This window comes from Bacillus sp. FSL K6-6540, assembly GCF_038007545.1.
On sequence record NZ_JBBOXH010000001.1, the window covers coordinates 2,126,949 to 2,152,704 of the forward strand.

Sequence of the window (25,756 nt, forward strand, 5' to 3'; positions counted from 1 at the left end):
ATCTGATAGAGGATCAAACGATAAGCGCCGCTTTGTCCAAGGCAAGATGGAGTGCGGCTTTACCGTTTGGTCTTTTTGTGTAAATATAAAGGTCTGGAATCATAAGCTATGCAATCTGCGATGCGTAAGATGGAAAGGGGAAATTACCTTGATATATTGGGATCACGCTGCAACGACCCCTCCTTTTGATGAAGTGGTGGACACGATGGCGGAAGTCATGAAGCTTCATTATGCTAACCCGTCAGCCCTTCACCGTTCAGGCGAAGCGGCCGCCAAATTGCAGAAAAGGGCAAGAGAGGTGTGCGCAGCCGCGCTGGACGTTAAGCCGGATGAGATCGTATTTACGTCCGGGGCAACCGAGGGCAATAACATGGCGATAAAAGGGGCTGCGATGCAGTACAGCAGCCGGGGCAAGCATATCATCACGACGGGAACCGAGCATCCGTCCGTATATGAATGCTGCAGACAGCTGGAAACGCTGGGGTGGGAAGTGACGTACCTTCCCGTGGATGCCGAAGGCATGGTGGATCTGGCTGCCTTGAGCCAAGCGGTCCGTAAAGATACGGTGCTGGTCAGCATCATGCATGTGAATAATGAAACGGGGGCCGTACAGCCGCTGGCGGAAGTGGGGCGTATCGTGAAGGAGCGGAACCCACGCACGCTGCTGCACGTCGATGGCGTACAGGGATTCGGCAAGCTCCCGGTCTCGCTATCCGGGTGGCAGGCCGATTTGTACAGCTTGTCCGCACATAAGTTCAACGGTCCAAGGGGAATGGGGGTGCTGTACATCAGGCAAGGCGTGCAGCTCTTTCCCTTGATATCCGGCGGATCCCAGGAGAGTGGGCATCGGGCGGGCACGGAGAATGTTGCCGGAGCGGTAGCGATGTCGAAGGCCATGCGATTGTCCAGGGAAAATCAGCCTGAGCTTTATGCCAGGATGACGGAGATCAGGGAGCTGCTGTTTCAGGGCATCCGCAAAATTCCGGGCTTGGTGTTAAACAGCAGCGAGCAGAGCGCACCGCACATCATTCATTTTTCGTATCCGGGATTAAAACCCGAGGTGATGGTCCATGCTCTGGAAGAGATGGGCATGCTCGTATCGACCAAATCGGCTTGTTCGTCCAAATTAAGCGAGCCCAGCCGGGTGCTGTTGGCGATGGGAAAAGACATGGAGGCAGCTTCCTCCGGAATTCGTATCAGTCTTGGCAAGGAGCATCAGCTGGGCGATGCAGCGCGGCTGGTCGAGGTATTGGCGAAAGTTTGCGGGAACCTGCGTCCCGTCATAGAAAGAGAGGGTAATCGGAGATGACTTACGATAAACTGCTGCTTCGCTTTGGCGAGTTTACCCTGAAAGGCAAAAACCGCAACCGGTTCGAGAGATCGGTGCTGAATCATATTCGAAGCGTGCTCAGACCGTATCCGGGCGCGAAAATCATCAAGGAATACGGCCGCCTGTACGTCGAGCTTAACGGAGAGTCTCCCGAGGCGCTGATTCAAGTGCTGAAGAAGGTATTTGGCCTGGTTTCGATCAGTCCGGTTCGCGTTTGTTCTTCGGAACCTGAACGCATTATCGAAACAGCGGTTGAATTTGTGGGGCAGAAGGAACTGGAAGGCACGGTAACCTTCAAGGTCAATGCCAGAAGAGTATGGAAGCAATTCCCTCATTCCTCGCAAGAGATGAATCATTTGGTCGGATCGCCATTGCTGCGGACCTATCCCCAGCTCAAAGTGAAAGTGAAGCAGCCCGATATGGAGCTGCGCGTGGAAATTCGGGAGAACGAGACGTATTTGTACTATGAAGTGATTCCCGGCGCCGGCGGTTACCCCCTTGGTACGAACGGGAAGGCGATGCTGCTCCTCTCCGGAGGAATTGACAGTCCTGTAGCGGGCTGGTCAGCGATGCGCAGGGGACTTGAAATTGAGTGCGTCCATTTCTACAGCTTCCCCTACACCAGCCAGCTTGCGAAGGAAAAGGTCATGGAGTTAACGAGGCTGTTATCGGGCTATACAGGAAAAATCAAGCTTCACCTGGTGCCGTTTACCGATGTGCAGACCTCCTTTGTCGGCATCGGCCAGGATAATCTGATCATTACTTTTATGCGCAGAGCCATGTTACGGATTGCTTCCTTGCTTGCTGAGCGGGAAGGGGCACTGGCGATCGTGACCGGGGATAGCCTGGGACAAGTGGCCAGCCAAACGCTGCCGAGCATGAATGTGATCGGAAGAGCTACCGAACTGCCGCTGCTCCGGCCGCTCGTCATGATGGATAAGAACGACATCATCAACATTGCAATGGACATCGGCACATTTGACACGTCGATTCTGCCGTATGAGGATTGCTGCACGTTGTTTGTTCCTAAATCGCCGACCACCAATCCGAATCTGAAGATTATCGAGAAGGTGGAGGCTTCGCTTACCGAGCTGCCTGTCTTGATTCAAGCGGCGGTTGAAGGCACGGAGACCGTGATCATCACGCCGGACAGTAAGATCGGCGAGCTTGGCGAGAAGCGTGAGGAGCCCGTAGTCAACGAAGACTGGTTCTAAATCGTATGAAGCGGCGGCTGCCATGGCGCCGCCGACAGAGCGTCTTATGCTATTCGATTAGATAAAAACCATAAAAACGCCCCGAGGCTTATCATAAGCCTCGGGGCGTTTTTATGATATGTTGAGACCGTTAGGACAGGGTGGACGACTGACGGCGAGCGGCTGATTTTTTTTTCAGATGTCCTGCCGTCAGCACGCCGACGATGATGGCGGCAATGAACAGATACTTTATAATCTGGTGCCCTTCAAAGTACCCCGTAAAATGCTTCTCCTCGGTAATCATGGAGGATGCCGTATATGCAAGCACCGCTGAACCTACATAGATAATCCATGGGAAGCGGTTGATCAGCTTGATGAACAGGGTGCTGCCCCATACCACGATGGGAACGCTGATGAGCAGGCCCAGGGTTACAAGGATCATGTTATGTTTGGCCGCGCCGGCAACGGCAATGACGTTGTCCAGGCCCATGGCGGCATCGGCTACAATGATGGTGCGGATGGCCGCGCCCAGGTTGTTGCCAGCCTTGATATTGCCGTGATCATTATTGTCGTCGGTCAACAGCTTGTAAGCAATGCCGATCAGGAGCACGCCTCCCACAAGCAGAAGCCAAGGGATGTTGAGCAGCCAAACGACAAGGATGGTGGCTATGATGCGGAGAATTACAGCACCTGCCGTACCGTAGATAATGGCTTTTTTCTGGGTTTCCTTCGGAAGATTGCGTGCCGCAAGGCCGATCACGATGGCGTTGTCCCCGGCCAATATCAAATCCAAAAACACAATGTTGATTAGTGCAAGAAAAAATTCAGCGGCTGTGGTTTCCATGAATGTCACTCCTCTTAGAATACGTTCCACCATTAAACAAAGTGGATTTATTATAGGCCTATTTTTCCTGATGTGCAAGCATAGCCTGGACAAAAACCACATATGTGTAGAGTGGGGGTGTTGTTCTGGTGGAGACGATTTTTTTGTTGGGACAAATATTAGTGATCAATCTTGTACTCAGCGGCGACAATGCCTTGGTCATTGCTATGGCCAGCAAGGATCTTCCGGAAATACACCGCAAACGGGCCGTTTGGATCGGGACGGCGGGGGCTGTACTTTTGCGCTGCATTCTGACTTTTGTGGCCGTTCTGCTGTTGAAAATTCCGTTTCTGCAGGCTGGCGGCGCATTGCTGCTCATCTGGATCGCGGTCAAACTGATGATGCAAAAGGAACATGATCCTGCGAGCATGGCCAGGGCTTCCACGATATGGGGCGCGGTCAATACGATTCTGATCGCCGATTTTGTCATGAGCCTGGACAATGTCTTGGCAATCGCGGGGCTTGCCAATGGCGATCTCTCCCTGATTGTCATCGGGATTATATTAAGCATTCCAATTGTTGTATGGGGAAGCGGGATGATCTCCAGGCTGCTTCAAAAGTTTCCCGTACTGCTCTATATAGGTGCCGGTATTCTAGCTTTTACAGCAGGCGAAATGCTCATACAGGATTCTCGCGTCGGCTTGTTGCTGGCTTATTGGATGCCCTATGCGCACAGCTTGCTGCCGATTATCGTTGCGGGTTTCGTTGTTCTCATCGGCGGATTGCAGACGGTAAGACGGACCGGCGCGTAAACGGGGACATTTCTGCAGGCTGCGGTGTTGGACATACTCATGCGGTAGCTGAAACCGGATAGATGGACGACTGTCTCGCGCAGTCGTCCATTTTTTTGTGATGCTAGGCCGATGCCTCGTTGACCGGGCGGGGTAATTTTTAAGCGGAACAAGCTCGGGATATGGTTTTTTTTGTCGGTTTGGGCTAAAATTAACGTAACTGCTTCTGTTAGAAACCGCTGTTTATGGTGATACATATATTGAAGAGAGGGTGATCAAATGTCCTCCAGAAAAGATTTGGCATTGGGTATTTTCATCGTTGTCGCTGGAGTCGTTATTTTGCTCGGCAAGCTTGGCGTGTTCGGATTTCTGGGCAGAACGTTATGGCCGCTCGTCCTGCTGCTGCCGGGTATTTTTTTGCATATCCTGTTTTTTGGTCGCCGGGCTTCTGCCGCCGTTCTGATTCCGGGCGGTATTCTGACGGTATACGGGCTTCTGTTCTTCATATGCAATATGGGCGGCTGGGGACTAATGGCTTCATTATGGCCTGTTCTCATTCTCGGTGTGGCCGTAGGCCTGTTTGAGTATTATCTGTACGAGAGCCCGCGTCCCGGCGCTGCACTGCCGATTGCGCTTGGTTTGACGGCGCTTTCCGTTGTGATATTCATCTTCACCTGGCTTCAGACAGGAGCGTTCTACATTATTGCGCTGATCTTGATCGCTGCGGGCGCTTGGATGATCTTCGGCCGCAATCGTCCGAGACGCAATAATAAATGGAGCCGAGGCTGGTAATCGGGAAGAGGTAAAAGTTGCTGGAAGTTTTCTGAAAAGACTTGATTTTCCCGCTCGTTTACCTATATTATAGGATGTATGTTGAAGCGTCGGCATGTCGTCCGGCGCTTTCTTTGTGGCTCATTCGAATAGAAGGGATTTGAGATATATTTATGCAATCAAGAGATCAGATTCGCAACATTGCCATTATTGCTCACGTTGACCATGGCAAAACAACACTTGTAGACCAACTGCTGCAGCAGTCCGGTATTTTCCGGGAGCATGAGACCCTGCAGGAGCGCGCGATGGACTCCAATGATTTGGAGCGCGAACGCGGTATTACCATCCTAGCCAAAAATACGGCTATTACGTATAAAGATTTCTTGATCAACATCGTGGATACGCCTGGACACGCCGATTTCGGCGGTGAAGTCGAACGTATCATGAAAATGGTCGACGGCGTTCTGCTCGTTGTTGACGCATACGAAGGCTGCATGCCTCAGACCAAGTTCGTTCTGGGCAAAGCGCTTGCCCATAACTTGACGCCGATCGTCGTTGTAAACAAGATCGACCGTCCGGCTGCTCGCCCAGCTGAAGTGATCGATGAAGTGCTTGACCTGTTCATTGAGCTTGGAGCGAACGACGACCAGTTGGATTTCCCCGTAGTATATGCATCTGCCCTAAACGGTACTTCTAGCATGGATCCGGAGAAGCAAGACGATAACATGCTTGCTCTTTACGAAACCATTATCGACCATATCCCTTCCCCTACCGAGAAAGTGGACGAGCCTCTGCAGTTCCTCGTTACCTTGATGGATTACAATGAATATCTGGGCCGTATCGCCGTCGGCCGCGTGAATCGCGGGGTCATTAAGCAAGGCCAACCGGTTGCCGTTATGCTTAGAGACGGTTCCACCAAGAATGCCCGTATCGAGAAGCTGTTCGGTTTCCAGGGACTGAAGCGGATCGAGGTTGCCGAAGCAGGCGCTGGCGACATCGTGGCGATCGCAGGCATCAAAGACATCAACATCGGAGAAACCATTGCGGATCCGCAGCATCCGGAAGCCCTCCCGGTTCTCAAAATTGACGAGCCTACCCTGCAAATGACGTTCCTGGTGAACAACAGTCCTTTTGCCGGACGCGAAGGCAAATGGGTGACATCCCGCAAGCTTCGTGACCGTCTCTTCAAAGAACTGGAAACGGACGTCAGCTTGCGAGTGGATGAGACGGACAGCCCGGATGCCTATATCGTTTCGGGACGCGGCGAGCTTCACCTCAGTATCCTGATTGAGAATATGCGTCGTGAAGGCTATGAGCTTCAAGTATCCAAGCCTGAAGTTATCGTAAGGGAAATCGATGGCGTCAAAATGGAACCGATCGAACGCCTCCTGATTGACGTGCCGGAAGAGAGCATGGGCGCCGTTATGGAAAGCCTTGGAACACGCAAGGCCGAAATGGTGAACATGGTGAACAACGGAAACGGTCAAGTCCGTCTGGAATTCCTGATTCCGGCTCGCGGGCTTATCGGCTACCGCACCCATTTCTTGACGCTGACACGCGGCTACGGCATTATGAACCACGCGTTCGACAGCTATGGCCCGCTGGTTGGCGGCCAAGTGGGCGGACGCCATCAAGGCGTGCTGGTTTCCACGGAAAACGGATCTTCGACGTTCTACGGCATGATGTCGGTTGAAGACCGCGGAACCCTGTTCCTGGAACCGGGGACCGAGATTTATGAAGGCATGATCGTCGGGGAGCATACCCGCGACAACGATATCGTCGTCAATATTTGTAAAGAGAAGCAATTGACTAACGTTCGTTCGGCAACGAAGGACGATACGGTGAAATTGAAAACACCGGTCATCTTCTCGCTTGAGCAAGCTCTGGAATACTTGAACGACGACGAGTATTGCGAGATTACGCCGAAGTCCGTCCGTCTCCGCAAGAAGATTTTGAACAAGAGTGAGCGCGAACGCGCAGAAAAACATCGTAAAATGGCGCAAGCAAATCTATAATAGATAGAGATCTACTTGCCCAAAAGGAGTGAACCTATCATGCAGGAATGGTTTGCCGCGCACCCGCTCGTTTCGTATATCGTCATTTTTGTGCTGATCACCTACGTTTACAACAAGGTATTCCGAGTGAAGCAGAAACTTCCTCTCTTGAAGGAGATTCTCCTGTATATCTTGATGGCCCTGGGTTCGGCGATACTGCTTGTGTTTCAGATCGATAAGCTGCCGATTATCCAATGTTTGTTGGTCGCTGTGGCGTTGATGCTGATGGTGCGTATTCGATACTTTGTTGAAGATCGTCAGAAGAAGAAGGCTCAAGCCGAGCCGAAGTCATAAGGTTTGTAGAAATTTAGCAATTCAGGCAACAACCATACGGCAACTTTTTGTCAGTCCCCATCGTTTATAAGAGAGAGAAGTCAACCATGGTCCGGTAAATGCTTCGAAATGTGAAGCGTTTATCGGACATTCATCTAATTTGAATGAAATCAGGTGTTATGATATGAATCCTACTCATACCAATCTCCCTCCAAGAGCCAAAAGTGGGGGGAAGGGCAAGAAACAGCCAGTTCCTAAAAAGAAAAAAAGTCCATGGAAATCATTTTTTAAATTTATTCTGATCGTACTGCTAATCGCGGTTTTGGCTGCAGCAGGTTATGCCGGATATCTCTTCTTCAAGGGGAATCAGGTCATCGAGAAAAGCGGGATCGACAAGCCGGTAGCTCCGGGCCATTCCGCGAAAGAAAAACCGATTACCGTGCTGCTCTTGGGAACCGATCATCGTCCGGAAACAGGGACGTACCTGACGGACGTGGTGATGGTCGCCTCCATGCATCCGGAAACCAATACGTCGACGCTGGTATCCCTGCCGCGGGATACGCTGATTGAACTTGAAGGATACAAGGCGACGAAGCTGAACGCCTACTACCCAAGATTTAAAGCAGCTTACAAAGCAGCCGAGAAAAAGGAGCCGGGCAGCGGCATTCCGGCAGAAGAAGAAATGAAAGTCATGATGAGCAAGTATCTTGGCGTTAATATCGATTATGTAACGGTCATCGATTTTCAGGGTTTCCGCGACGTCGTGGATACCTTCGGCGGGGTGGATGTTAACGTACAATACAACATGTGCCACCGGGATTCCGTGGATGGAACCGACATCAACCTGACGGTGGGTCCGCAAAAGCTGGATGGCAAGAAGGCGCTAGACTATGTGCGTTACCGCAAATCAATGAACTGTAATCCGAAAACCAAGGAGTCCAACGACTTTGATCGCAATGCCCGCCAAAGCGAAGTGTTGCATTCCTTGCTGGACAAGATGAAATCGTTCGGCGGCGTTACGAAGGTCGGCAATGCGCTGGATGCGGTCAGCGACAATATGACCACCGATTTCGAGCAGGAGCAAATCCGGAACTTGCTCGCGACTTATTATGATATTGGCAAAGAAGACGTTAAATTTATGCCGATTACCGGTGAGTGGAGAAGTCCTAACGTTTACATTAATGCAAATGAACTCAATGCAGCCAAACAAGCGCTGCAAGATGAGCTTGCAGGGAAACACAACGCCGGCGATCAGGGAACAGAAGCGGATTCTGCAACGGCTCCGTGACAATTGAAGGCAAGTTTTATCGTATGTTATAATACAATGTATCAGATGGAGATCATTGTACAGGAGGCCGAAGGAATGTCCTACCTCATGATGCATACGACACACCCATTGATCCATAGTCGGCAGACGGGTTGCCCTGCCCCTGCATTGGTGCGGGCGGATTCCATTAGGGAACGGGGATCCTTCGGATGTCGTCCTTCTGATTCCATGTCGCTCATGACGGGTTCTTTCGACATGGGTGTCCATGTTGCACCGAATAAGCAGTCATACTCCAAATATGTTAACGGTCATGTCCCTAGCGAAGCAGCTATGCCGGTTAGTGGCGTTGTTATGACCTTAAAAAAAGCCCAGTGAGTTTCACTGGGCTTTTTTTGTATGAAATTTGGAGACTTGTGACGGACAAACTCGGGTCATGACGAGATATGTCCGCGCGTAAGACCGAAATCATCCTCAAGTTTATTTCCCGTTTTGTGGATGGGCCGGTGCATGACCGCGATAATTTGGTTTTACCGTTTTAGCACCGTTTTGCTGCACATTTCCGTTTTGCTGCCCATTCCCGTTTCGCTGTGCATTCCCGTCTCGCGGCGTTACGTCTTTCGGCAATTGAGGGATGATACGGCCAACGATGTCTGCAAGTTCACTGGCAAGTCCGGAAACAGGATGTCCCTCCTGAATGTGCCGACCAAGCTCGGCAATCCGGTTGGCTACGTCCAAATCGGCCGTAACCAGTGCATTGGCGCCTGCCGGATCGGTTTGAAGGGCTTCCGCGACCGTGTATTTAATGGTTCCAACTTCTGCACGATCTAAATTTCCATCTACATTCAGCCCGACGACAGCCGTTTTGCCCATGACAACACAGTTCGCGTTTTTAACGCCAGGCACGCTCTCAGCCAGTGATTTCAGGTGATTTGCGGTTGTGGCGTCAACTCGTCCGTTGTTATCATTTACGTTACCGACACGCCCCGTATTGGGGTTATCCGGTGTCCAACCGTCTACATTGTTGGTGGTATAACCTCTGTTCCCGTTCATGTTGCGAACACTGTTAGCAGTGGTTCCATCGGTTTGATTACGAGGAGAGGGTGATGCATTGTTATTGGCGGTTCCGCAGCCTGCGAGCAACAACACCGCCAGCATGATGGATAGAGCAGCTCTCATGGATTGATCTGTCCTTTCGTAATAGAATTCGCTAAATTACTCCAGTCGCTACGCTTATTATGTCCGGGACGGAAAGGTTTATGTGTGTACCTGATGAAGAAGCAGTGGAGGGATAAGATGAAAAAAATATTTGTACTGGATACGAACGTACTGCTGCATGATCCTCAATCGATTTATGCATTCGAGGAGCATGAAGTCATCATTCCTGCGGTGGTTCTTGAAGAGATTGATTCCAAGAAGCGAAATGCCGATGAAATCGGCCGCAATGCCCGTATGGTCTCCCGATTGCTTGATGGGATTAGAGAACAAGGTCATCTTCACGACGGAGTTCTTCTGGAGAACGGCGGGACGTTGAAGGTTGAGCTAAATCATCGCAGCTTCGTCAAGGTACAGGAGTTATTTAGCGAAGCATCGAACGACAATCGTATTTTGGCTGTCGCGTTAAATTATAAATTGGAGGAGGAGCCGAAGGAGGACGGAAGACCCGTTGTTCTTGTCAGCAAGGATGTCCTCGTTCGAATAAAAGCGGATGTGCTTGGGCTAACGACACAGGATTATCTAACTGACCGCACGGCGGATCCAAGCGAATTATATCCGGGATTCTCAACGATCAAGGTGCATCCTTCCGTGATCGATGAATTCTACAGCTATCGTTATTTGCCGATTAAACCACTTCAACTCTCTTATCCGCTTTATCCGCACGAATTCGTTATTCTGAAGGACGAGATGGGATCCGGCAAGTCTGCCCTGCTTCATGTGAATGAAGATGCAACCCGACTAGAGCCGCTTCATCTAAGCAACGAGCCCGTATGGGGCATCAGTGCCCGGAATGCTCAACAGCGCATGGCGATTGAGCTTCTCCTGAATGACGACATTCCGCTGGTTACCATTACGGGAAAAGCCGGAACGGGCAAAACCTTGCTGGCATTGGCAGCAGGACTATCCAAGGTGGAGGATGAACACAAATACAAAAAACTGCTCATTGCGCGTCCGGTCGTTCCGATGGGGAAAGATATCGGATATTTGCCGGGAGAAAAGGAAGAGAAGCTGAGACCGTGGATGCAGCCGATCTATGACAACCTGGAGTATTTGTTCGACACCAAGAAATCCGGCGATATCGATAAAATATTGATGGGTCTGGGAAGCATCCAGGTAGAAGCACTGACTTACATCCGCGGTCGCTCCATTCCAGGTCAGTTCATCATCGTTGATGAGGCTCAGAACTTATCCCGCCATGAGGTCAAAACGATTGTTTCCCGGGCGGGAGAAGGGAGCAAGGTGATACTGATGGGGGACCCGGAACAGATTGACCATCCCTACCTGGATGCCGTTAGCAATGGGCTGACTTATGTGGTTGAACGATTTAAGCAGGAAGGTTTAAGCGGACATATTACGCTAACTAAAGGGGAGCGTTCCAAGCTGGCACAGCTGGCGGCCGATTTGCTGTAGCGTTATATTTCCCGAGAAATGATTTCACAAAGTAACTTGTACGAGAAGGACTGTCCGGAATTCATATGGACAGTCCTTTTAGCGATCGGGTCCTATTAGTAAAATATGGACTGGTAAATTATAAAAAAAGATAGGACAAGAGCACTATAAGTTTGGTAAAATAAGGGCATGCGACTATGGGAGGAGTGAAGAGGGGATATGAAGCGGAAGAAATATTGGTTCTTATTCGCCATTTTATTATTATCCTTATCCAGTTTATCTCCCAGCTTTGACTTCACTCATCATACGAGACGGGAACCGCCCGGGGATGAACCGATTCCTCCGCAGCAGAGGCCGGAGGTGCCAGAGAGCGACCTGGGCCCCATCAAGGTCGGCGTCCAATTGAATCCGGACGAGCTGAGGCACCTGAAAGCGCTCAACGAACGCTTTATGGAAGAGACCGGAGCCGAGATCGAAATCACGCCTCTGGAAACAGCCGGTACGGAGAAAGAATCGTTTTTGCTTCATATGTCCCTTGGCGAAGGACCGGACATTATATTAACGGATTCCCATTACATTAAAGTGCTTGCAATGACGGGATATCTTCTGCCCGTCGATGCATCACAGACAACGGTGACCGGCGAGGATACCCTGAATGGTCTTCTGCCGCAGCTGCAATGGAACGGGTATCAATGGGGAATGCCTTTTGATATAGATCCCTATATCGTGACCTGGCAGACCGAAGGGAAAGACGGCGCCTCATTTAACATGCCGGAGAGCCGTCAGGCTTGGAAGGAATATATGGAGCTTCATAAGACGAGCCCTGTCCTCTCATTTGATCCGAAGGATCCTTACGCATTCGGCGCGGCGGTGCATTTGCTTGAAGGCGATCCTTCCAAGCCGGATCAAGAAGTACTTGAAATGTTAATCCGCAATCACCTTCGAACGCTGGAATCGTCCCAAGGCGCAGCAGATACGATAGAAACGGGGCAGGAACCTTCCTCTGGCATAGAGGAGGCTTCCGTGGCCGTTGAGCCGTATTCGAGCTTCGCGGACCGAGAGGTAAGCGGATTGTCTTCCGCATTGGCCATGGGAAAGAGCCATTTGAATACGCCGGTTGTGCGAGCGAGAAGTTTTGCGGTAGCCGCACAGACGGAGTCGTCCGCGCTTGCCATGAAATGGATTACGTATATGACAAGCAAAGAGATGCAGCAGGAATGGAGCAAAACGTCAGGAACACTCCCCGTTATATCCGAAATGTATGTCACGGGCACGAACCTGAAGGATCGGGGCATTTGGCAAAAAGCAGCGGTTCCCGCCCAGGTGCTGCTCTCTCGGAATGAGCCGGCCGCCTTGGATTTTGGCGATTCGGAAGGTTTCCAGACTTATAGCGAATCAGCATATCGATTGCTGCATGGCGAAATAACGATTGAAGAATATATGAAATTGTACACGCCTGCTCAACCATAACAAGAAAAAAGCTGCCCTCGCGGGCAGCTTTTTCTATAGATCCAGCTCCATTTTGACCACTAATCGTTGATCGTCGCTTGCGACCTCCGTCGCTTTCAAGAAAGAAACCAGCTGCTTGGGATAAAAGTTCATGTCGAATTCTTCCTGCAGCGCTCTGCGCGTTGTGTCGGGCAATTCCAGCCGGTTGAACACAAGTTTGTCGACTTCAAACATAATGGCATTCTCCGGTTCGTTAATGACGGTGTATTTCCCTTCAATCAGCAGCGACAAATTTCCGCTTTCGCCGGAAGCTATTACTTTTCCATCGTCAAAATGAAACGCAAAGCTATTAAAGATTTCGTCTTCGGATCTTAAAAACGTGTTGAGATCATCTTCATGGATGTCGATGGTGTATACCTTGCCGTTGGTCTTCAGTATATTCTTGCTGCCTTGGACGAACGACGGCAGATTTTCCATGGCGCTAGCCAGGGCCTGGAAATGACGCTTCACCTCGTACAGCCCTACATTCTCCCAATAGAGGGTAAACTCCTCGATCAACCTCTTCATGGCATCCGGATTGCCGCTGGCTGTGAGTGCTCCATCTACCTGCTGCTCAAGCGCAAGCACCCGTTCGCGCTGCTCAACCAGGCTGTCCTTTACTTCGGCGAGCCGGGACGCATTCCGTGCTGCTTCAGCCTGAGCGGAAGCAAGGGAGCGGTACTGATTGTTATACACGGTAAGCGTATCCCGGTCGTTCTGAATAATAATATCGTAAAAGTCCATGACGCGGAAAAAGCCGGCTAAGTCTTTTGCAGACAGCAGCATGAAAAATAAGTTATCCCGCTCACCCATATAATATGACCGAAGGACGGCGGCTGCCCGAGCTCGCCGGTCTTCAATGCGCAAGCCCATATCCTGGATTTGGGTTTGCAGCTCATTCTGAAGAGTCTGCAATTCCTCCATGCGTTTGGTTATCCGTTCGATTTCATGATCGATTTCCACGATGGAGAGGCTGTCCTCCAGAAGCTTGCGCGCCTCTTCCGAGTCAGGCATGACGGGGCTGACATCCTGCTGGGAATAAACCGCAGCGGGAGCGCCGATGAAGCAGAAGAATAGGGTTAAACACAGCAAGACCGGGAGGAGTGGGTATTTTATTCGTACTTTCAAACGGGAGTCCTCCTTGCATGGTTGTTAGTCGAAAGGATACCAACCATGGTCTGTCCCTTCATTTTAACCAATATATGACGCGTACGACTCAATTATCAACCTTTAGGCACTAAAAAAGCGATCCGGCAGCTAAAGCACCTGATCGCTCTTTTAAGTACTTGTTCTCTAATCGCAAGGAAAATCCACCAGCGCAGCCTCAGGTTGTCCAGGTTGACCGCCGGCGGATCTCGTTATCGCTTGCATGGTTTACATATTAGAGTGGTTTGCCCATAATGAAGACCGTCCAGTAGCTAAAGCCTGTGAAGGTCACGATCATATAAGCCCAGAAGAGAAGAATATAGGTTCTCTCCGTGAATTTCAAATATCCCAGGATCACGAAAAATGCGGTCTGCAGGAAGAAAAGCAGTGCCATTTCAATATGATCTCCGGCAAAGGCCATCAACCCGATGGTCAGGGTGAAAAAGCCAAGGACTCGAAACATCCGTGCCACGATTATATCCTCCTCTCGTATGTACGCACATAATGCTGCTATGAACATTATAGCGTTATGGGAAAAACGTGTAAACGCCTAACTCAAGAAAACCCTTTATTTTTTATTATTAACCAGAAGCAGGACATTGAATTCGGGAACAATTTGGGTGAAACGCCCCTTTTCCCTCCGTAAGAGTATGATCTGTAATCAAAATGGAAATACATTTTAGTATCAAATAGATTCTATGAACTCTATGAGAGGCATAGAAATGAACTAAGCAGTTTTTATACCCTATTCAGCAGCCGATTTACGGTATTGAAGACGGTTATTTTAGGATGTCGTTAGGAGGGTTTTATGGTATGTCAGCAGTGAGACAGGATGCATGGAGCGCAGAGGACGACCTAATACTGGCGGAGGTAACCCTGCGTCATATTCGTGAGGGCAGCACCCAATTGGCTGCCTTTGAGGAAGTCGGAGAAAGAATAGGCCGGACATCGGCGGCTTGCGGATTTCGTTGGAACAGCTGTGTTCGCAAGAAATATGAGGATGCTATCAGCTTGGCGAAATCTCAGCGTCAAAAGAGAAGTTATTATAAAAAACAGCCTTCCGCCAGCGGACCACAAGTTGCAGGATTGGCAGCTCCGGAAATGGAGCACGATGTTTATAGAAATGATGGCGCAAGCGAAGAGACGCTGTCCATCGATGCGGTGATCCGTTTCCTTCGTCAGTGGAAGGGCGGGCTGCAGGAAAGTTCACGCCAGTACAAACTGCTTGAGAAGAATTTGCGTGAAAAAGAGGATGAGCTTGCAAGGCTCCGCAGCGAGAATCAACGGTTGTTGAAGGAAGTAAGCGAAGTGAAAACCGATTACCATGTGGTCAATGACGATTATAAGGCACTGATTCAGATTATGGATCGGGCACGGAGACTGGCTTTTTTGAATGAAGAGGACGAGGAACTGAAGACCCGCTTCAAAATGGATGCCAACGGTAATCTGGAACGAATCGAATAGATAAAGGTTATCCTGATCCGCCGTAACCCGCACTAGTGCATTTCATGCGCTTTGGCGGGTTATTTGTGCGTATTGAAGATTATTCTGATATATACTAAGACTAGCACATCATGTTTAAAGACAGTAATGGGGGATGATCATGAATATACATATCATCGGGGCCGGCTCTTTGGGCCTGTTGTATGCCGGCAAACTTGCGGCTTCAGGCTGCGGCGTCACGGTATGGTGCCGCAGCGAGGAGCAGGCGAGCAAACTCCGGACTACCGGCATCACGATCGAGAAGACGGAGGGGAAGCCTCAGACCGTTGCCCCCCATGCTTTTTCGGTCCGTGCATGGAATGCCTTTGCCGAGTCGGGAGCGGCAGCGGATGCGGATTATCTCTTTCTCATGTTGAAGCAGCAAGGGATCGAAGAGATGGCCAGGGAAGTGCTGGCACCATTCGGACACCATCGCCGCAATCTCATATGCTTTCAGAACGGTACAGGCCATTTGGAACGGCTTCGGGAGCTGCTGCCCATGTGGAAGCTCTATGCAGCGATTACCACGGAAGGGGCCAAGCGTACAAGCAGTTCCTCGGTTCTGCACGCCGGCCACGGAACGACGACAATCGGCAAAATGATGCCTGCTGCGAGCTTTATAGGGGCAACATCCCGCGAAGATCATGAAATTGAGCTGGTTAAAGAGCTGAATAGAGCAGGATTTGAAGCTTTATTGTCGAATGAGATGGATGAGATGATTTATCGTAAACTGCTGATGAATGCGGTCATTAACCCTTTGACTGCATTGTGGCGGATTCCTAACGGAGCGCTGTTATCCTCCCCTGAACGGGCCGGGCTTATGAAGCAGCTGTATCATGAAGGAATCCTTGTATATGAAGCTGCCGGAATTCCGTATGGAAACAAGCTGTGGGAATGGATTGTAAGCGTCTGTCAATCCACTTCAGGTAACACGTCCTCCATGCTAAAGGACGTGATGGACGGCCGAACGACGGAAGTTGCCTGGATTAACGGAAGCATTGTCCAGCTTGGACACAAATATGGCGTTTCAGTGCCAAAACACGAGCTGATCACGCAGCTCATCGAGGGGATGAATCTATAGGGGGTCTTAGCATGGGGTTTTTGCAGGGTCTGTTTAACACATTGAGTCTTTTTCCGTTCATTCCGTTTCTGATCGTGTATATCATAGTGCTCCAAAGAAATAAGAATCGAAAACAAGCGCTGGAGCTGGCCATGGATATCACCACCTTTTTTATGCTGTTCTCGGTTTCCGCCTTGTTTAATAATACGTTCCAGACCAAATTCGGATTTTATCTGATACTCTTGATGCTGCTGATCGCGGCGGGGCTGATCGGGAGTGCGCAAAACCGCTGGAAAGGCAAGGTAAACGGAAAAAGGCTGCTGCGGGCCGTGTGGAGGCTCGGCTTTGTGACAATGAGTTTTGGTTACATAGTTTTTACATTTTTTGGTCTACTCTCCTACATAATTAAGATGATGTAAGTACAATCTAATAACTAGTATTATATGAGAAATCTGTTTGATCATTGGGTCAGGCAGATTTTTCAATTTATTGATTTCTGGATTTTTTTGACCACTGGTTGTATAATCGATAAGCATATACCTAAAATCTATGAGGGGGATACCGCAAGATGAAGAAACAAAAGAAACTACTGCTTCTCATGACGCTGATTCTTGCCTTCAGTTCAGTGCTGGCAGCATGTGGAGCTAACAAGAATGATCAAAGTGCCAACAATGGGGAAGCGGGTAACAAACCGAAAGAGCAAGTCTTTCGCATGAACCTTGCTTCCGACCCTCCAACATTGGATCCGGGGTTGTCTCAAGACAATACATCGAATACGGTAATCAATGCTGTGTTTGAAGGTCTGGTTCGTAAAGGTGCAGAAGGCACTGAAGAGCCGGGCGTGGCTGAAAAATGGGATATTTCGGAAGATGGACTGAAATATGTCTTCACCCTTCGCCAAGATGCCAAATGGAGCAACGGCGATCCTGTAACGGCCAAGGACTTTGAATACGCATGGAAACGCGTACTTGATCCAAACTTTACTCCTGCATCACCGTACGCATATCAGCTGTACTATATCAAGAACGCTGAAGCTTACAATCTTGGAGAGATCAAAGACGCCAATGAAGTGGGCGTAAAAGCTACCGATGATTACACGCTGGAAGTTACGCTGGAGAACCCAACGCCATACTTCCTCAGCTTGATGTCTTTCCAAACGTACTTCCCGGTTCACAGCTCTGTGGAAGGTAATGCTTCTTGGGCGACCAAACCGGACACTTTGATCGGCAATGGTCCGTTCAAAGTTTCACAAATGACAAAAGGTCAAAAGATCGAGCTTGTTAAGAATGACCAATATTGGGACAAGGACTCCATCAAACTTGAAAAAGTCCAAATGAGCATCGTCAACAGCTCTGCAACTGAACTTTCAAGCTACCGTAACGATGAATTGGATTATGCAGGTCATCCAACAGGCAACATCCCGACGGATCAACTGACGGCGATCAAAAAGGAACTGGGCGATGAACTGATGATCAAAGGGATTTCATCGACGTATTTCTATATCTTTAACACAACGGAAGAACCATTCGACAATGTGAACATTCGTAAAGCATTTTCTATGGCGATTGACCGTAAAGCGATCGTAGAGAAAATTACGCAAGGCGGACAATTGCCTGCTTACGGCTTTGTTCCTCCAGGCATCAAGGGTGAGTCCGATGAGTACCGTAACGAGGTGCCGGATACTTACTTCCAAGAAAATCTTGAAGAAGCCAAGAAACTGCTCGAGCAAGGAATGAAGGAAAAAGGCTATACCACCATGCCTGAAGTTACTCTGATCCACAACTCCGATGACAACCACAAGAAAATTGCGCTTGCCATTGCCGATATGTGGAAGAACAACCTTGGCGTTACTGTGAAGGTTCAAAACCAAGAGTGGGGCGTATTCCTTAAGAATCGTGATGACTTGAACTATCAAGTGGCACGTTCCGGCTGGGGGGCGGACTATAACGACCCGATGACTTATATCGATATGTGGACATCCAACGGCGGTAACAATGACACTGGTTTCAAAAACGAAGAATACGACAAACTTGTGAAGGATGCCTATGCGACAAGCGATAATGCCAAGCGCATGGAGCTGATGTCCCAAGCTGAGAAAATTCTCGTTGAAGACAACCAAGTGGTCATGCCGATCTACTACTACTCCAGTGTGTCCCTGGTTAAACCATGGGTGAAGAACTTGCATCTGGATTATAAAGGTGACATTGATTTCACACGCGCATATATCGAGTAGTCTTTTGTAAACCATTATAAAAGGTTACGTTTCGGGATATATATGTGGGGCATTCTAAACCTCATATATATCCCGATTTTTTATATGAGCGCAAGGTTTCCAAATCTTGTGTCCGTTGGGGAAAGTTAAGGGATGCCCAATCCGTCCTGGAATTATACAATTATAGAGACGGCTTGGTTTAGAAGAACTGATCAGGAGGCTAGCGAAATGCTGAGGTATGTGGCGAGTAAGTTTTTTTATATGCTTGTATCGTTATTCATACTGATCTCAGCCACTTTTTTTCTTATGAAAGCCATACCGGGCGATCCGTTTATGGGAGAGAAAAAGCCATCGCCTGAAATTCTGGCGAGGCTGATGGAGCAGTATGATTTGGATAAACCGGTATTTCAGCAGTATACGAAATACTTGGGCAATATCATCCAGGGTGACTTTGGCTTGTCCATGAAGAAACAGGGACAATCCGTAACAGATATTATTGTAGACACGTTTGGCCCGTCACTACGTTTGGGTCTTATCGCGATTGTGGTATCCGTCATCGTGGGCGTCCTGCTGGGGATGCTTGCAGCCTTGTATCACCGCAAGCTGATTGACAACATCGCCATGATTATCTCGGTTCTGGGCATCGCGGTACCGAGTTTTGTGCTCGCGTCCTTGTTGCAATTCGTTCTCGCGGAGAAAGCAGGCATATTCAACGTCATGGGCTTTGAGGGACCGCTGGACTACGTGCTTCCGGTCATGGCGCTGTCTGCACAACCGATTGCATTTATCGCTCGTTTGACAAGGTCCAGCATGCTGGAAGTTTTGCATTCGGATTATATCAAGACGGCGAAGGCCAAAGGCCTTAACTGGTTTGCGATTATGTTCCGTCATGTTATCCGTAACGGTATTTTGCCGGTCGTGACTTATGTCGGTCCAATGACAGCGAACATTATCACGGGTTCGGTCGTCATTGAACAGATTTTCGGTATCGGCGGCATAGGCAAGCAGTTTGTTGAAAGTATCACGAACCGTGATTATACCGTCATCATGGGAATTACGATTTTCTACGGCATCCTGCTGATGCTGGCTCGTTTTGTCACGGACATCGTGTATGTATTTGTGGATCCACGCATTAAATTGACCGGCGGGAAGGAGAGGTAGACATGGAGAAAGAACAGCGTATGCCTCATCCTGCGGCACTAAACTTGAAGCCTGAAGATTTTCAGAAGATTGGTCCTGATGAGAAGCAATCCGAGGTAATACAGCGTGAAAGCTTGTCTTCCTGGAGAGATTCCTGGGAGAGATTGCGCAAGAACAAGCTGGCAATGACAGGCTTGATTATAATGATCCTGATTGTCATCATGGCCATCATCGGCCCGATGATCTCTAAATATGATTATGAAACGAATGATTTGATGAATACGAATATGCCGCCTTCATCAGAACATTGGTTTGGAACCGACGATCTGGGCCGCGACGTTTTTGTTCGTACCTGGATGGGAGCTCGGATATCCTTGACCGTTGGTCTTGCAGCAGCTGCGATTGACTTGATGATTGGCGTAATATATGGCGGCATCATGGGTTATTTCGGTGGCCGCGTCGATGAGTTCATGAATAAGTTTGCGGAAATTTTGTATTCCATTCCGTACCTGCTCGTTACGATCTTGCTGTTGGTTGTATTCGAGCCAAGTTTAGGCACGATCATACTCGCCTTAACCATTACGGGGTGGATTAACATGTCCTGGATCGTGCGGGGCGAAATCATGCAGCTGAAGAGCAGAGAGTATGTGCTCGCTTCACGCTCGATGGGTGCGGGAACTGCGCGCCTGCTGTTCCGGCATTTGATTCCGAATGCGATGGGGCCGATCATCGTTACCTTGACCTTGTCGGTTCCAAGCGCAATCTTTGCCGAGGCTTTCCTGAGTTTCCTTGGTCTTGGCGTTCAAGCACCGGTTGCATCATGGGGCTCCATGATTAATGATGCCTTGTCCGGATGGATGTATTATCCATGGCGGATGTTGTTCCCTGCTCTATTTATCAGCTTGACGATGTTGGCATTTAACATTTTCGGTGATGGATTGCGTGACGCGCTGGATCCGAAATTGAAAAAATAGGAGGTGGGAAGGTATGGAACCGATCTTGCAGGTGAAGGACCTCAACGTATCGTTTCGTGTTCGCGGCGGTGAAGTAAAGGCAGTCCGCGGCATGAATTTTGAAGTCGGCAAGGGGGAGACGGTTGCCATCGTCGGTGAGTCCGGAAGCGGTAAAAGTGTTACCGCCCAGACCATTATGCGATTGATTCCGTCCCCGCCCTCAGAAATAAAAAAAGGAGAGGTCATTTTCCAAGGACAAGACCTTCTCAAAAAAACGAACAAACAGATGGAAGCGATTCGCGGCAAGGATATCGGGATGATCTTCCAGGATCCGATGACTTCGCTCAATCCAACCATTAAAATAGGAAAACAAATCACGGAAGTGCTGGTCAAGCACCAAGGGATGTCATTCTCGGAAGCCAAGAAACATGCCATCGAAATGCTGAAGCTGGTGGGCATCAAAAACGCGGAAGAGCGCTTCAACCAGTATCCGCATGAATTCTCCGGCGGTATGCGCCAGCGCGCGATGATCGCGATCGCCCTTGCATGTAAGCCGACCCTGCTGATCGCGGATGAACCGACGACTGCCCTTGACGTTACCATTCAGGCGCAGATTATGGACGTGATGAAGGAAATGCAGGAGCGTTTGGGCACATCCATCATTCTGATTACGCATGATCTCGGAGTGGTTGCCGGCATGTGCGACCGCGTGATCGTCATGTATGCGGGCGAAGTGGTGGAAACGGGAACGAAATGGGAGATTTTCAAAAATCCGCAGCATCCTTATACCAAAGGCTTGCTTCGTTCCATGCCGCGCCTGGATCAGAAGAAGGACGAGCCGCTGATCCCGATCATCGGTACGCCTCCCGATCTCATTAAGCCGCCGGTAGGCTGCCCGTTTGCTGCTCGCTGTGATGAGGCTATGCGAATTTGCGAACGGGTCGACCCGGGCGCAACGGAATTCAGCGACACGCACATCGCGCGCTGCTGGAATCTGCACCCGATGGCGAAGGAGGCGCAGGGCTCATGAAGGATAACCATTTAATTGAGGTAAAAGGCCTGAAGAAGTATTTCAACGTTGGCAAAGGCCAAGTGCTTAAGGCGGTTGACGACCTGAACTTCTTCATTCGCGAAGGCGAAACGCTTGGTATGGTGGGTGAGTCCGGCTGCGGCAAGTCAACCGCAGGACGGACGATTCTTCGCCTCTATGAACCTACGGCCGGGAGCGTTAATTTTAACGGAACGGACATTTACAAGCTGTCCCCTGGCAAGATGAAAGCGATGCGCCGCGATATGCAGATGATATTTCAGGATCCGTATGCCTCGCTGAATCCAAGATTCACGGTGTCGGACATTATCGGCGAAGCCTTGGATATTCATGGAATGGCAGGCAGCCGCGCCGAACGCAAGAAGCGGATTGAGGAGCTGCTGGATATGGTCGGCTTGAACAGCGACCACGCGACGCGTTACCCCCACGAATTCTCGGGGGGTCAGCGTCAACGGATCGGGATTGCCCGCGCCCTTGCGGTAAACCCTAAATTCATCATTTGTGACGAACCGATCTCGGCGCTTGACGTTTCGATTCAGGCGCAGGTTGTCAATTTGTTGAAAGATCTGCAGGATCGGCTTGGTTTAACTTATCTCTTCATTGCGCATGACCTGTCCATGGTTAAGCATATCAGCGACCGGGTAGCGGTGATGTATTTGGGCAAAATGGTGGAGCTGGCAGACAGTGAGGAACTGTATGCGAACCCGATCCATCCGTACACGAAAACCCTGCTGTCCGCGATTCCGATTCCGGATCCTGAAATTGAGGCAAACAAAAAGCGCCTCAAGCTGGAAGACGATTCGCAGGGGCCGATTTCGGCAGCCAAAGGCGAAGACGGAACGGTTCAGCTGGACGTGAAGGATTCGGAGCTGGTCGAAGTGTCCAAAGGACACTGGGTTGCCAAAGCTTACGCTTAAGTCATCCATACCTGCTAATAGGAAGCTGCTTCAAGAATAGCCGCTGGCATCGTGCCGGCGGCTATTCTTTTCCTTTGACGCACAATGCCAACATTCGGTACAATCAAGAAAGGCAAAAAATAAAGAAATAAATTTACCTGCATGCACAATCTAGATTTGGTTGCGACGTAGAATAGGAGGCATACCTCATGAATATCGTTCCGGAACCATTATCCCTCGCTTCGCGTCTCGCCCATGATTATATTCACCATTTCGACCGGGTAAGCGGGTTCTACGGTGAAGATCACCGCGGCGAGCACGGCTATGCCGAGCGGGTACAATGGCTGGATCTTTCGGAAGACAAACGAATTCAGCGCAAGTCGCTGGCAGCATGTCTTCGAACGTATAACCAGAAACACAATGATCACCCCGCCGTACATAAATCACTTCAACTGCTGGAACAGCCCGGAACTGTTACCATGGTTGGTGGACAGCAAAGCGGTTTGTTTACCGGCCCCCTGCTTGTCATATATAAAGCCATCACCGTGATTCAGGCTGCCCGCGAAGCGGAGGAACGCTTGAATCGTCCCGTTGTGCCTGTATTTTGGATCGCCGGAGAGGACCATGACTGGGATGAAGTCAATCACACGTATTTCCTGACTCCGGATCAGCAGCTGTCCAAAATCAAGCTGGATGCCAAGGACGTGCTCAGGACATCGGTGAGTTATACCGATGTTCCTGATGAGGACTGGTCGATGATGCTGGCAGAGCTTCAGACGCAGCTGGCGGACAGCGAATACAAGGCAGACCTGCTGAAGCTTGCGTCTCAATCGTTTGACGGCTCGGCCGGATTAAGCGAGGCATTCGCTAAACTCATCGGCTCCATGTTCGGCAAATATGGACTGATCCTCCTGGATTCCGCAGACCCGGGACTTCGGGCGCTGGAAGTGCCCATATTCGAATCGCTGATTACCCGCAACGAGACACTGGGACTTTCGTACCAGCAGGCTGCAAGGGATATCGACGGACTGGGATACGAGGTCCAGGCCGACGTATCCGAGAACGGGGCCAATCTGTTCTACTTGCATGAAGGCAGACGCCTGCTGCTGTACCGGGAAGGAGGCGTGTTCTCCGACCGCAAGGGCATCGTTTCTCTCACGGAGGAAGAATTGCTTCAGGATTTGCATCAGTTTCCTGAGCGCTTCAGCAATAACGTGCTGACCCGGCCGATCATGCAGGACTCGCTGCTCCCCGTGCTGGGGACGATACTCGGTCCTGGCGAAATCTCTTACTGGGCGATTACGCGCTATGCATTTGCCGATATGGGCTTGCAGATGCCGCTAATCATCCCGAGAATGTCTTTCTCCATTGTGGACGGCGCCGTCCACAAGCTGATGGAGAAATACGGATTGTCTTTCGAGGATGTTCAGCTTCGCTTGTCCGAGAAGCGCGAGGCTTGGCTGGCAAGCAAGGACGAACTGAATCTGGAGGAACGCTTCAGCGAAACCCGGAAGCAATTCGAAGCATTATATCAACCTTTAATAGAAGATCTTGGCAAAATGCAGAGCGGACTGTTAAAATTAGGTCTAACCAACAAAGATAAAATATTGGAGCAGATGGATTACCTGTTAAGTAAATCCCGGAATGCCCTGGAACAGCAGCATGAGGCCGCCTTGGCACAGTGGAAGCGCATCGAACAGACGCTGCTCCCGGAAGGGAAGCCTCAGGAGCGGGTATACAACATACTGGAATACATGAATCGTTACGGATTGAATCTGGTGGATCACCTGATGGAAATCCCATACGATGCTTCGGGCATGCACCGCGTCGTTTACGTATAATGATCAGGAATTCAAACATCAGATCCTAGGAGGCTGTTAAATGAGCTCATCATCAATACAAACCAGCAATATTGCCGACCTGAAACTGGCGCCGGAAGGTCATCTCAAAATTGATTGGGTGCAGGCGCACATGCCGGTATTGAACCGGGTACGCGAACAATTCGAGAAAGAACAACCGTTCAAAGGCCTGAAAGTGGCCATCTCGCTGCATCTGGAAGCGAAGACCGCGTATCTGGCGAAGGTCGTCCAAGCCGGCGGAGCCGAAGTGACGATTACCGGCAGCAATCCGCTGTCGACGCAGGATGATGTATGCGCGGCATTGGTGGAAGACGGAATCACGGTGTTTGCCAAGTACAACCCGGATCCGGAGGAATACAAGCAGCACCTCATCTCAACGCTGGAAACGAGACCGGATCTGATCATCGACGATGGCGGGGATCTCGTAACGATCCTTCACTCCGAGCGCACGGATCTGCTAGAAGGAGTGCGAGGCGGTGCCGAAGAGACAACGACGGGCATTCTGCGCCTGAAATCGCTGGAGAAAGAGGGCGCTCTGAAATTCCCGATGGTTGCCGTGAATGACGCGTACTGCAAATACTTATTCGATAACCGTTACGGTACGGGGCAATCGGTCTGGGACGGAATTAACCGAACGACCAACCTGGTGGTTGCAGGCAAAACGGTCGTTGTCGTCGGCTACGGCTGGTGTGGCAAAGGCGTGGCGATGCGCGCCAAAGGTCTCGGTGCCAACGTCATCGTGACCGAGATTGATCCGATCAAGGCGGTTGAGGCTTACATGGACGGCTTCCACGTTATGCCGATGCGCGAAGCGGCTAAACGGGGAGACTTTTTCGTAACCGTCACGGGCAACCGCGACGTCATTAGCGGAGAAGACTTTGATGTCATGAAGGATGGCGCCATTTTGTCCAATGCCGGGCACTTCGATGTGGAAGTCAACAAACCGGATCTGTCGGAGCGATCCCAATCGGTTCGGACGGTTCGTCGCAATATCGAAGAATACCATTTGAAGGACGGCCGCAAGATCTATTTGCTTGCAGAAGGCCGTTTGGTGAATCTGGCGGCAGGGGACGGACATCCGGCAGAAATCATGGATATGACGTTTGCGCTTCAGGCCTTGTCGCTCAAACACGTGAATGATCAGTACCAGAGCATCGGCAACCGCGTCGTGAATGTTCCGTACGAGCTGGATCAACAGGTTGCATTATATAAACTGGAAAGTCTAGGTATCCATATCGACAGCCTGAGCGCTGAGCAGAAATCCTACTTGGACAGCTGGGCCCAGCATTAAACCGCAGCAGCTTCAGATCATTTGCAAACCTCCTTTCCATCCCCCGACGGGATGAAAGGAGGTTTTTTGCGCGGT

Annotated in this window: 23 protein-coding genes; 19 read left to right on the forward strand and 4 right to left on the reverse strand. The window is 50.1% G+C overall.

Annotated features, from left to right (window positions below; genetic code table 11):
- Positions 1-148 precede the first annotated feature (148 nt).
- A complete protein-coding gene (locus MHH82_RS09300) occupies positions 149-1,309 on the forward strand; it encodes a cysteine desulfurase family protein (protein WP_340965364.1) in 1,161 nt (386 codons plus the stop codon).
- Positions 1,306-2,544 carry a tRNA uracil 4-sulfurtransferase ThiI gene (gene thiI, locus MHH82_RS09305; RefSeq protein ID WP_251493640.1) on the forward strand — a complete coding sequence of 413 codons (1,239 nt, stop codon included), beginning with the start codon at positions 1,306-1,308 and terminating at the stop codon, positions 2,542-2,544. The genes MHH82_RS09300 and thiI overlap by 4 nt, the downstream gene beginning before the upstream one ends.
- A gap of 130 nt (positions 2,545-2,674) precedes the next feature.
- Here thiI and MHH82_RS09310 read toward each other — a convergent pair whose 3' ends face one another.
- On the reverse strand, positions 2,675-3,367 hold the full coding sequence (locus tag MHH82_RS09310; RefSeq protein WP_251493642.1) for a TerC family protein: 693 nt from the start codon (positions 3,365-3,367) through the stop codon (positions 2,675-2,677).
- A 128-nt stretch (positions 3,368-3,495) separates the two neighbouring features.
- Here MHH82_RS09310 and MHH82_RS09315 point away from each other — a divergent pair, with 128 nt between their 5' ends.
- The 5 genes from MHH82_RS09315 to MHH82_RS09335 all read left to right on the forward strand — a co-directional run bounded on the left by MHH82_RS09315 (position 3,496) and on the right by MHH82_RS09335 (position 8,523).
- Positions 3,496-4,158 carry a TerC family protein gene (locus MHH82_RS09315; protein WP_036666043.1) on the forward strand — a complete coding sequence of 221 codons (663 nt, stop codon included), beginning with the start codon at positions 3,496-3,498 and terminating at the stop codon, positions 4,156-4,158.
- 258 nt (positions 4,159-4,416) lie between these two features.
- Positions 4,417-4,929, forward strand: coding sequence for a hypothetical protein (locus MHH82_RS09320; protein ID WP_015734216.1), 513 nt, complete (start codon positions 4,417-4,419; stop codon positions 4,927-4,929).
- A gap of 152 nt (positions 4,930-5,081) precedes the next feature.
- The gene (typA, locus tag MHH82_RS09325) at positions 5,082-6,923 is read left to right on the forward strand and encodes a translational GTPase TypA (RefSeq protein WP_009592389.1); all 1,842 of its coding nucleotides are present in this window, start codon (positions 5,082-5,084) and stop codon (positions 6,921-6,923) included.
- Positions 6,924-6,962: 39 nt separating this feature from the next.
- Complete coding sequence (locus MHH82_RS09330; protein WP_009592386.1) at positions 6,963-7,256, forward strand: YlaH-like family protein; 294 nt, start codon at positions 6,963-6,965, stop codon at positions 7,254-7,256.
- 163 nt (positions 7,257-7,419) lie between these two features.
- Positions 7,420-8,523, forward strand: a complete 1,104-nt coding sequence (locus tag MHH82_RS09335; protein WP_015734217.1) for an LCP family protein — start codon at positions 7,420-7,422, stop codon at positions 8,521-8,523.
- Between the two features lie 456 nt (positions 8,524-8,979).
- On the opposite strand, the gene MHH82_RS09340 is transcribed toward MHH82_RS09335, so the two are convergent.
- The gene (locus tag MHH82_RS09340) at positions 8,980-9,678 is read right to left on the reverse strand and encodes a YhcN/YlaJ family sporulation lipoprotein (RefSeq protein ID WP_340965371.1); all 699 of its coding nucleotides are present in this window, start codon (positions 9,676-9,678) and stop codon (positions 8,980-8,982) included.
- A 117-nt stretch (positions 9,679-9,795) separates the two neighbouring features.
- On the opposite strand from MHH82_RS09340, the gene MHH82_RS09345 reads away from it, so the two are divergent.
- On the forward strand, positions 9,796-11,127 hold the full coding sequence (locus MHH82_RS09345; protein WP_036666031.1) for a PhoH family protein: 1,332 nt from the start codon (positions 9,796-9,798) through the stop codon (positions 11,125-11,127).
- A 198-nt stretch (positions 11,128-11,325) separates the two neighbouring features.
- On the forward strand, positions 11,326-12,576 hold the full coding sequence (locus MHH82_RS09350; protein WP_340965372.1) for an extracellular solute-binding protein: 1,251 nt from the start codon (positions 11,326-11,328) through the stop codon (positions 12,574-12,576).
- Positions 12,577-12,609: 33 nt separating this feature from the next.
- On the opposite strand, the gene MHH82_RS09355 is transcribed toward MHH82_RS09350, so the two are convergent.
- Together MHH82_RS09355 and MHH82_RS09360 are read right to left on the reverse strand one after the other, a co-directional pair.
- Positions 12,610-13,722 (reverse strand): coiled-coil domain-containing protein, encoded by a 1,113-nt coding sequence (locus tag MHH82_RS09355; protein WP_145035305.1) that lies wholly within the window; start codon positions 13,720-13,722, stop codon positions 12,610-12,612.
- Between the two features lie 253 nt (positions 13,723-13,975).
- The gene (locus MHH82_RS09360) at positions 13,976-14,212 is read right to left on the reverse strand and encodes a DUF2626 domain-containing protein (RefSeq protein WP_006209059.1); all 237 of its coding nucleotides are present in this window, start codon (positions 14,210-14,212) and stop codon (positions 13,976-13,978) included.
- A gap of 341 nt (positions 14,213-14,553) precedes the next feature.
- On the opposite strand from MHH82_RS09360, the gene MHH82_RS09365 reads away from it, so the two are divergent.
- The 10 genes from MHH82_RS09365 to MHH82_RS09410 all read left to right on the forward strand — a co-directional run bounded on the left by MHH82_RS09365 (position 14,554) and on the right by MHH82_RS09410 (position 25,681).
- Entirely contained in the window at positions 14,554-15,204 is a 651-nt protein-coding gene (locus MHH82_RS09365; protein ID WP_015734223.1) for an RsfA family transcriptional regulator, read from the forward strand.
- A gap of 139 nt (positions 15,205-15,343) precedes the next feature.
- Entirely contained in the window at positions 15,344-16,303 is a 960-nt protein-coding gene (locus MHH82_RS09370) for a ketopantoate reductase family protein (protein ID WP_036666025.1), read from the forward strand.
- An 11-nt stretch (positions 16,304-16,314) separates the two neighbouring features.
- Entirely contained in the window at positions 16,315-16,701 is a 387-nt protein-coding gene (locus MHH82_RS09375; RefSeq protein ID WP_015734225.1) for a DUF3397 domain-containing protein, read from the forward strand.
- Between the two features lie 149 nt (positions 16,702-16,850).
- The gene (locus MHH82_RS09380; RefSeq protein ID WP_015734226.1) at positions 16,851-18,515 is read left to right on the forward strand and encodes a peptide ABC transporter substrate-binding protein; all 1,665 of its coding nucleotides are present in this window, start codon (positions 16,851-16,853) and stop codon (positions 18,513-18,515) included.
- A 207-nt stretch (positions 18,516-18,722) separates the two neighbouring features.
- On the forward strand, positions 18,723-19,655 hold the full coding sequence (locus tag MHH82_RS09385) for an ABC transporter permease (protein ID WP_009590847.1): 933 nt from the start codon (positions 18,723-18,725) through the stop codon (positions 19,653-19,655).
- A 2-nt stretch (positions 19,656-19,657) separates the two neighbouring features.
- Complete coding sequence (locus MHH82_RS09390) at positions 19,658-20,608, forward strand: ABC transporter permease (protein WP_009590830.1); 951 nt, start codon at positions 19,658-19,660, stop codon at positions 20,606-20,608.
- A 13-nt stretch (positions 20,609-20,621) separates the two neighbouring features.
- Positions 20,622-21,617, forward strand: coding sequence for an ABC transporter ATP-binding protein (locus tag MHH82_RS09395; RefSeq protein WP_009590828.1), 996 nt, complete (start codon positions 20,622-20,624; stop codon positions 21,615-21,617).
- Positions 21,614-22,552 (forward strand): ABC transporter ATP-binding protein, encoded by a 939-nt coding sequence (locus tag MHH82_RS09400; RefSeq protein WP_009590843.1) that lies wholly within the window; start codon positions 21,614-21,616, stop codon positions 22,550-22,552. The genes MHH82_RS09395 and MHH82_RS09400 overlap by 4 nt, the downstream gene beginning before the upstream one ends.
- Positions 22,553-22,740: 188 nt before the next feature.
- On the forward strand, positions 22,741-24,372 hold the full coding sequence (bshC, locus tag MHH82_RS09405) for a bacillithiol biosynthesis cysteine-adding enzyme BshC (RefSeq protein WP_340965380.1): 1,632 nt from the start codon (positions 22,741-22,743) through the stop codon (positions 24,370-24,372).
- 40 nt (positions 24,373-24,412) lie between these two features.
- Entirely contained in the window at positions 24,413-25,681 is a 1,269-nt protein-coding gene (locus MHH82_RS09410; protein ID WP_015734228.1) for an adenosylhomocysteinase, read from the forward strand.
- The last annotated feature ends 75 nt before the right edge of the window (positions 25,682-25,756 follow it).

What these genes read in the sequence shown, in the direction of transcription:
- MHH82_RS09350 (WP_340965372.1), top strand. Translation starts at nt 11,326, where the DNA reads ATGAAGCGGAAGAAATATTGGTTCTTATTCGCCATTTTATTATTATCC.
- MHH82_RS09340 (WP_340965371.1), bottom strand. Translation starts at nt 9,678, where the DNA reads ATGAGAGCTGCTCTATCCATCATGCTGGCGGTGTTGTTGCTCGCAGGC.
- MHH82_RS09335 (WP_015734217.1), top strand. Translation starts at nt 7,420, where the DNA reads ATGAATCCTACTCATACCAATCTCCCTCCAAGAGCCAAAAGTGGGGGG.
- MHH82_RS09330 (WP_009592386.1), top strand. Translation starts at nt 6,963, where the DNA reads ATGCAGGAATGGTTTGCCGCGCACCCGCTCGTTTCGTATATCGTCATT.
- bshC (WP_340965380.1), top strand. Translation starts at nt 22,741, where the DNA reads ATGAATATCGTTCCGGAACCATTATCCCTCGCTTCGCGTCTCGCCCAT.
- MHH82_RS09365 (WP_015734223.1), top strand. Translation starts at nt 14,554, where the DNA reads ATGTCAGCAGTGAGACAGGATGCATGGAGCGCAGAGGACGACCTAATA.
- MHH82_RS09375 (WP_015734225.1), top strand. Translation starts at nt 16,315, where the DNA reads ATGGGGTTTTTGCAGGGTCTGTTTAACACATTGAGTCTTTTTCCGTTC.
- MHH82_RS09390 (WP_009590830.1), top strand. Translation starts at nt 19,658, where the DNA reads ATGGAGAAAGAACAGCGTATGCCTCATCCTGCGGCACTAAACTTGAAG.
- MHH82_RS09370 (WP_036666025.1), top strand. Translation starts at nt 15,344, where the DNA reads ATGAATATACATATCATCGGGGCCGGCTCTTTGGGCCTGTTGTATGCC.
- thiI (WP_251493640.1), top strand. Translation starts at nt 1,306, where the DNA reads ATGACTTACGATAAACTGCTGCTTCGCTTTGGCGAGTTTACCCTGAAA.
- MHH82_RS09410 (WP_015734228.1), top strand. Translation starts at nt 24,413, where the DNA reads ATGAGCTCATCATCAATACAAACCAGCAATATTGCCGACCTGAAACTG.
- MHH82_RS09310 (WP_251493642.1), bottom strand. Translation starts at nt 3,367, where the DNA reads ATGGAAACCACAGCCGCTGAATTTTTTCTTGCACTAATCAACATTGTG.
- MHH82_RS09380 (WP_015734226.1), top strand. Translation starts at nt 16,851, where the DNA reads ATGAAGAAACAAAAGAAACTACTGCTTCTCATGACGCTGATTCTTGCC.
- MHH82_RS09320 (WP_015734216.1), top strand. Translation starts at nt 4,417, where the DNA reads ATGTCCTCCAGAAAAGATTTGGCATTGGGTATTTTCATCGTTGTCGCT.
- typA (WP_009592389.1), top strand. Translation starts at nt 5,082, where the DNA reads ATGCAATCAAGAGATCAGATTCGCAACATTGCCATTATTGCTCACGTT.
- MHH82_RS09385 (WP_009590847.1), top strand. Translation starts at nt 18,723, where the DNA reads ATGCTGAGGTATGTGGCGAGTAAGTTTTTTTATATGCTTGTATCGTTA.
- MHH82_RS09400 (WP_009590843.1), top strand. Translation starts at nt 21,614, where the DNA reads ATGAAGGATAACCATTTAATTGAGGTAAAAGGCCTGAAGAAGTATTTC.
- MHH82_RS09395 (WP_009590828.1), top strand. Translation starts at nt 20,622, where the DNA reads ATGGAACCGATCTTGCAGGTGAAGGACCTCAACGTATCGTTTCGTGTT.
- MHH82_RS09345 (WP_036666031.1), top strand. Translation starts at nt 9,796, where the DNA reads ATGAAAAAAATATTTGTACTGGATACGAACGTACTGCTGCATGATCCT.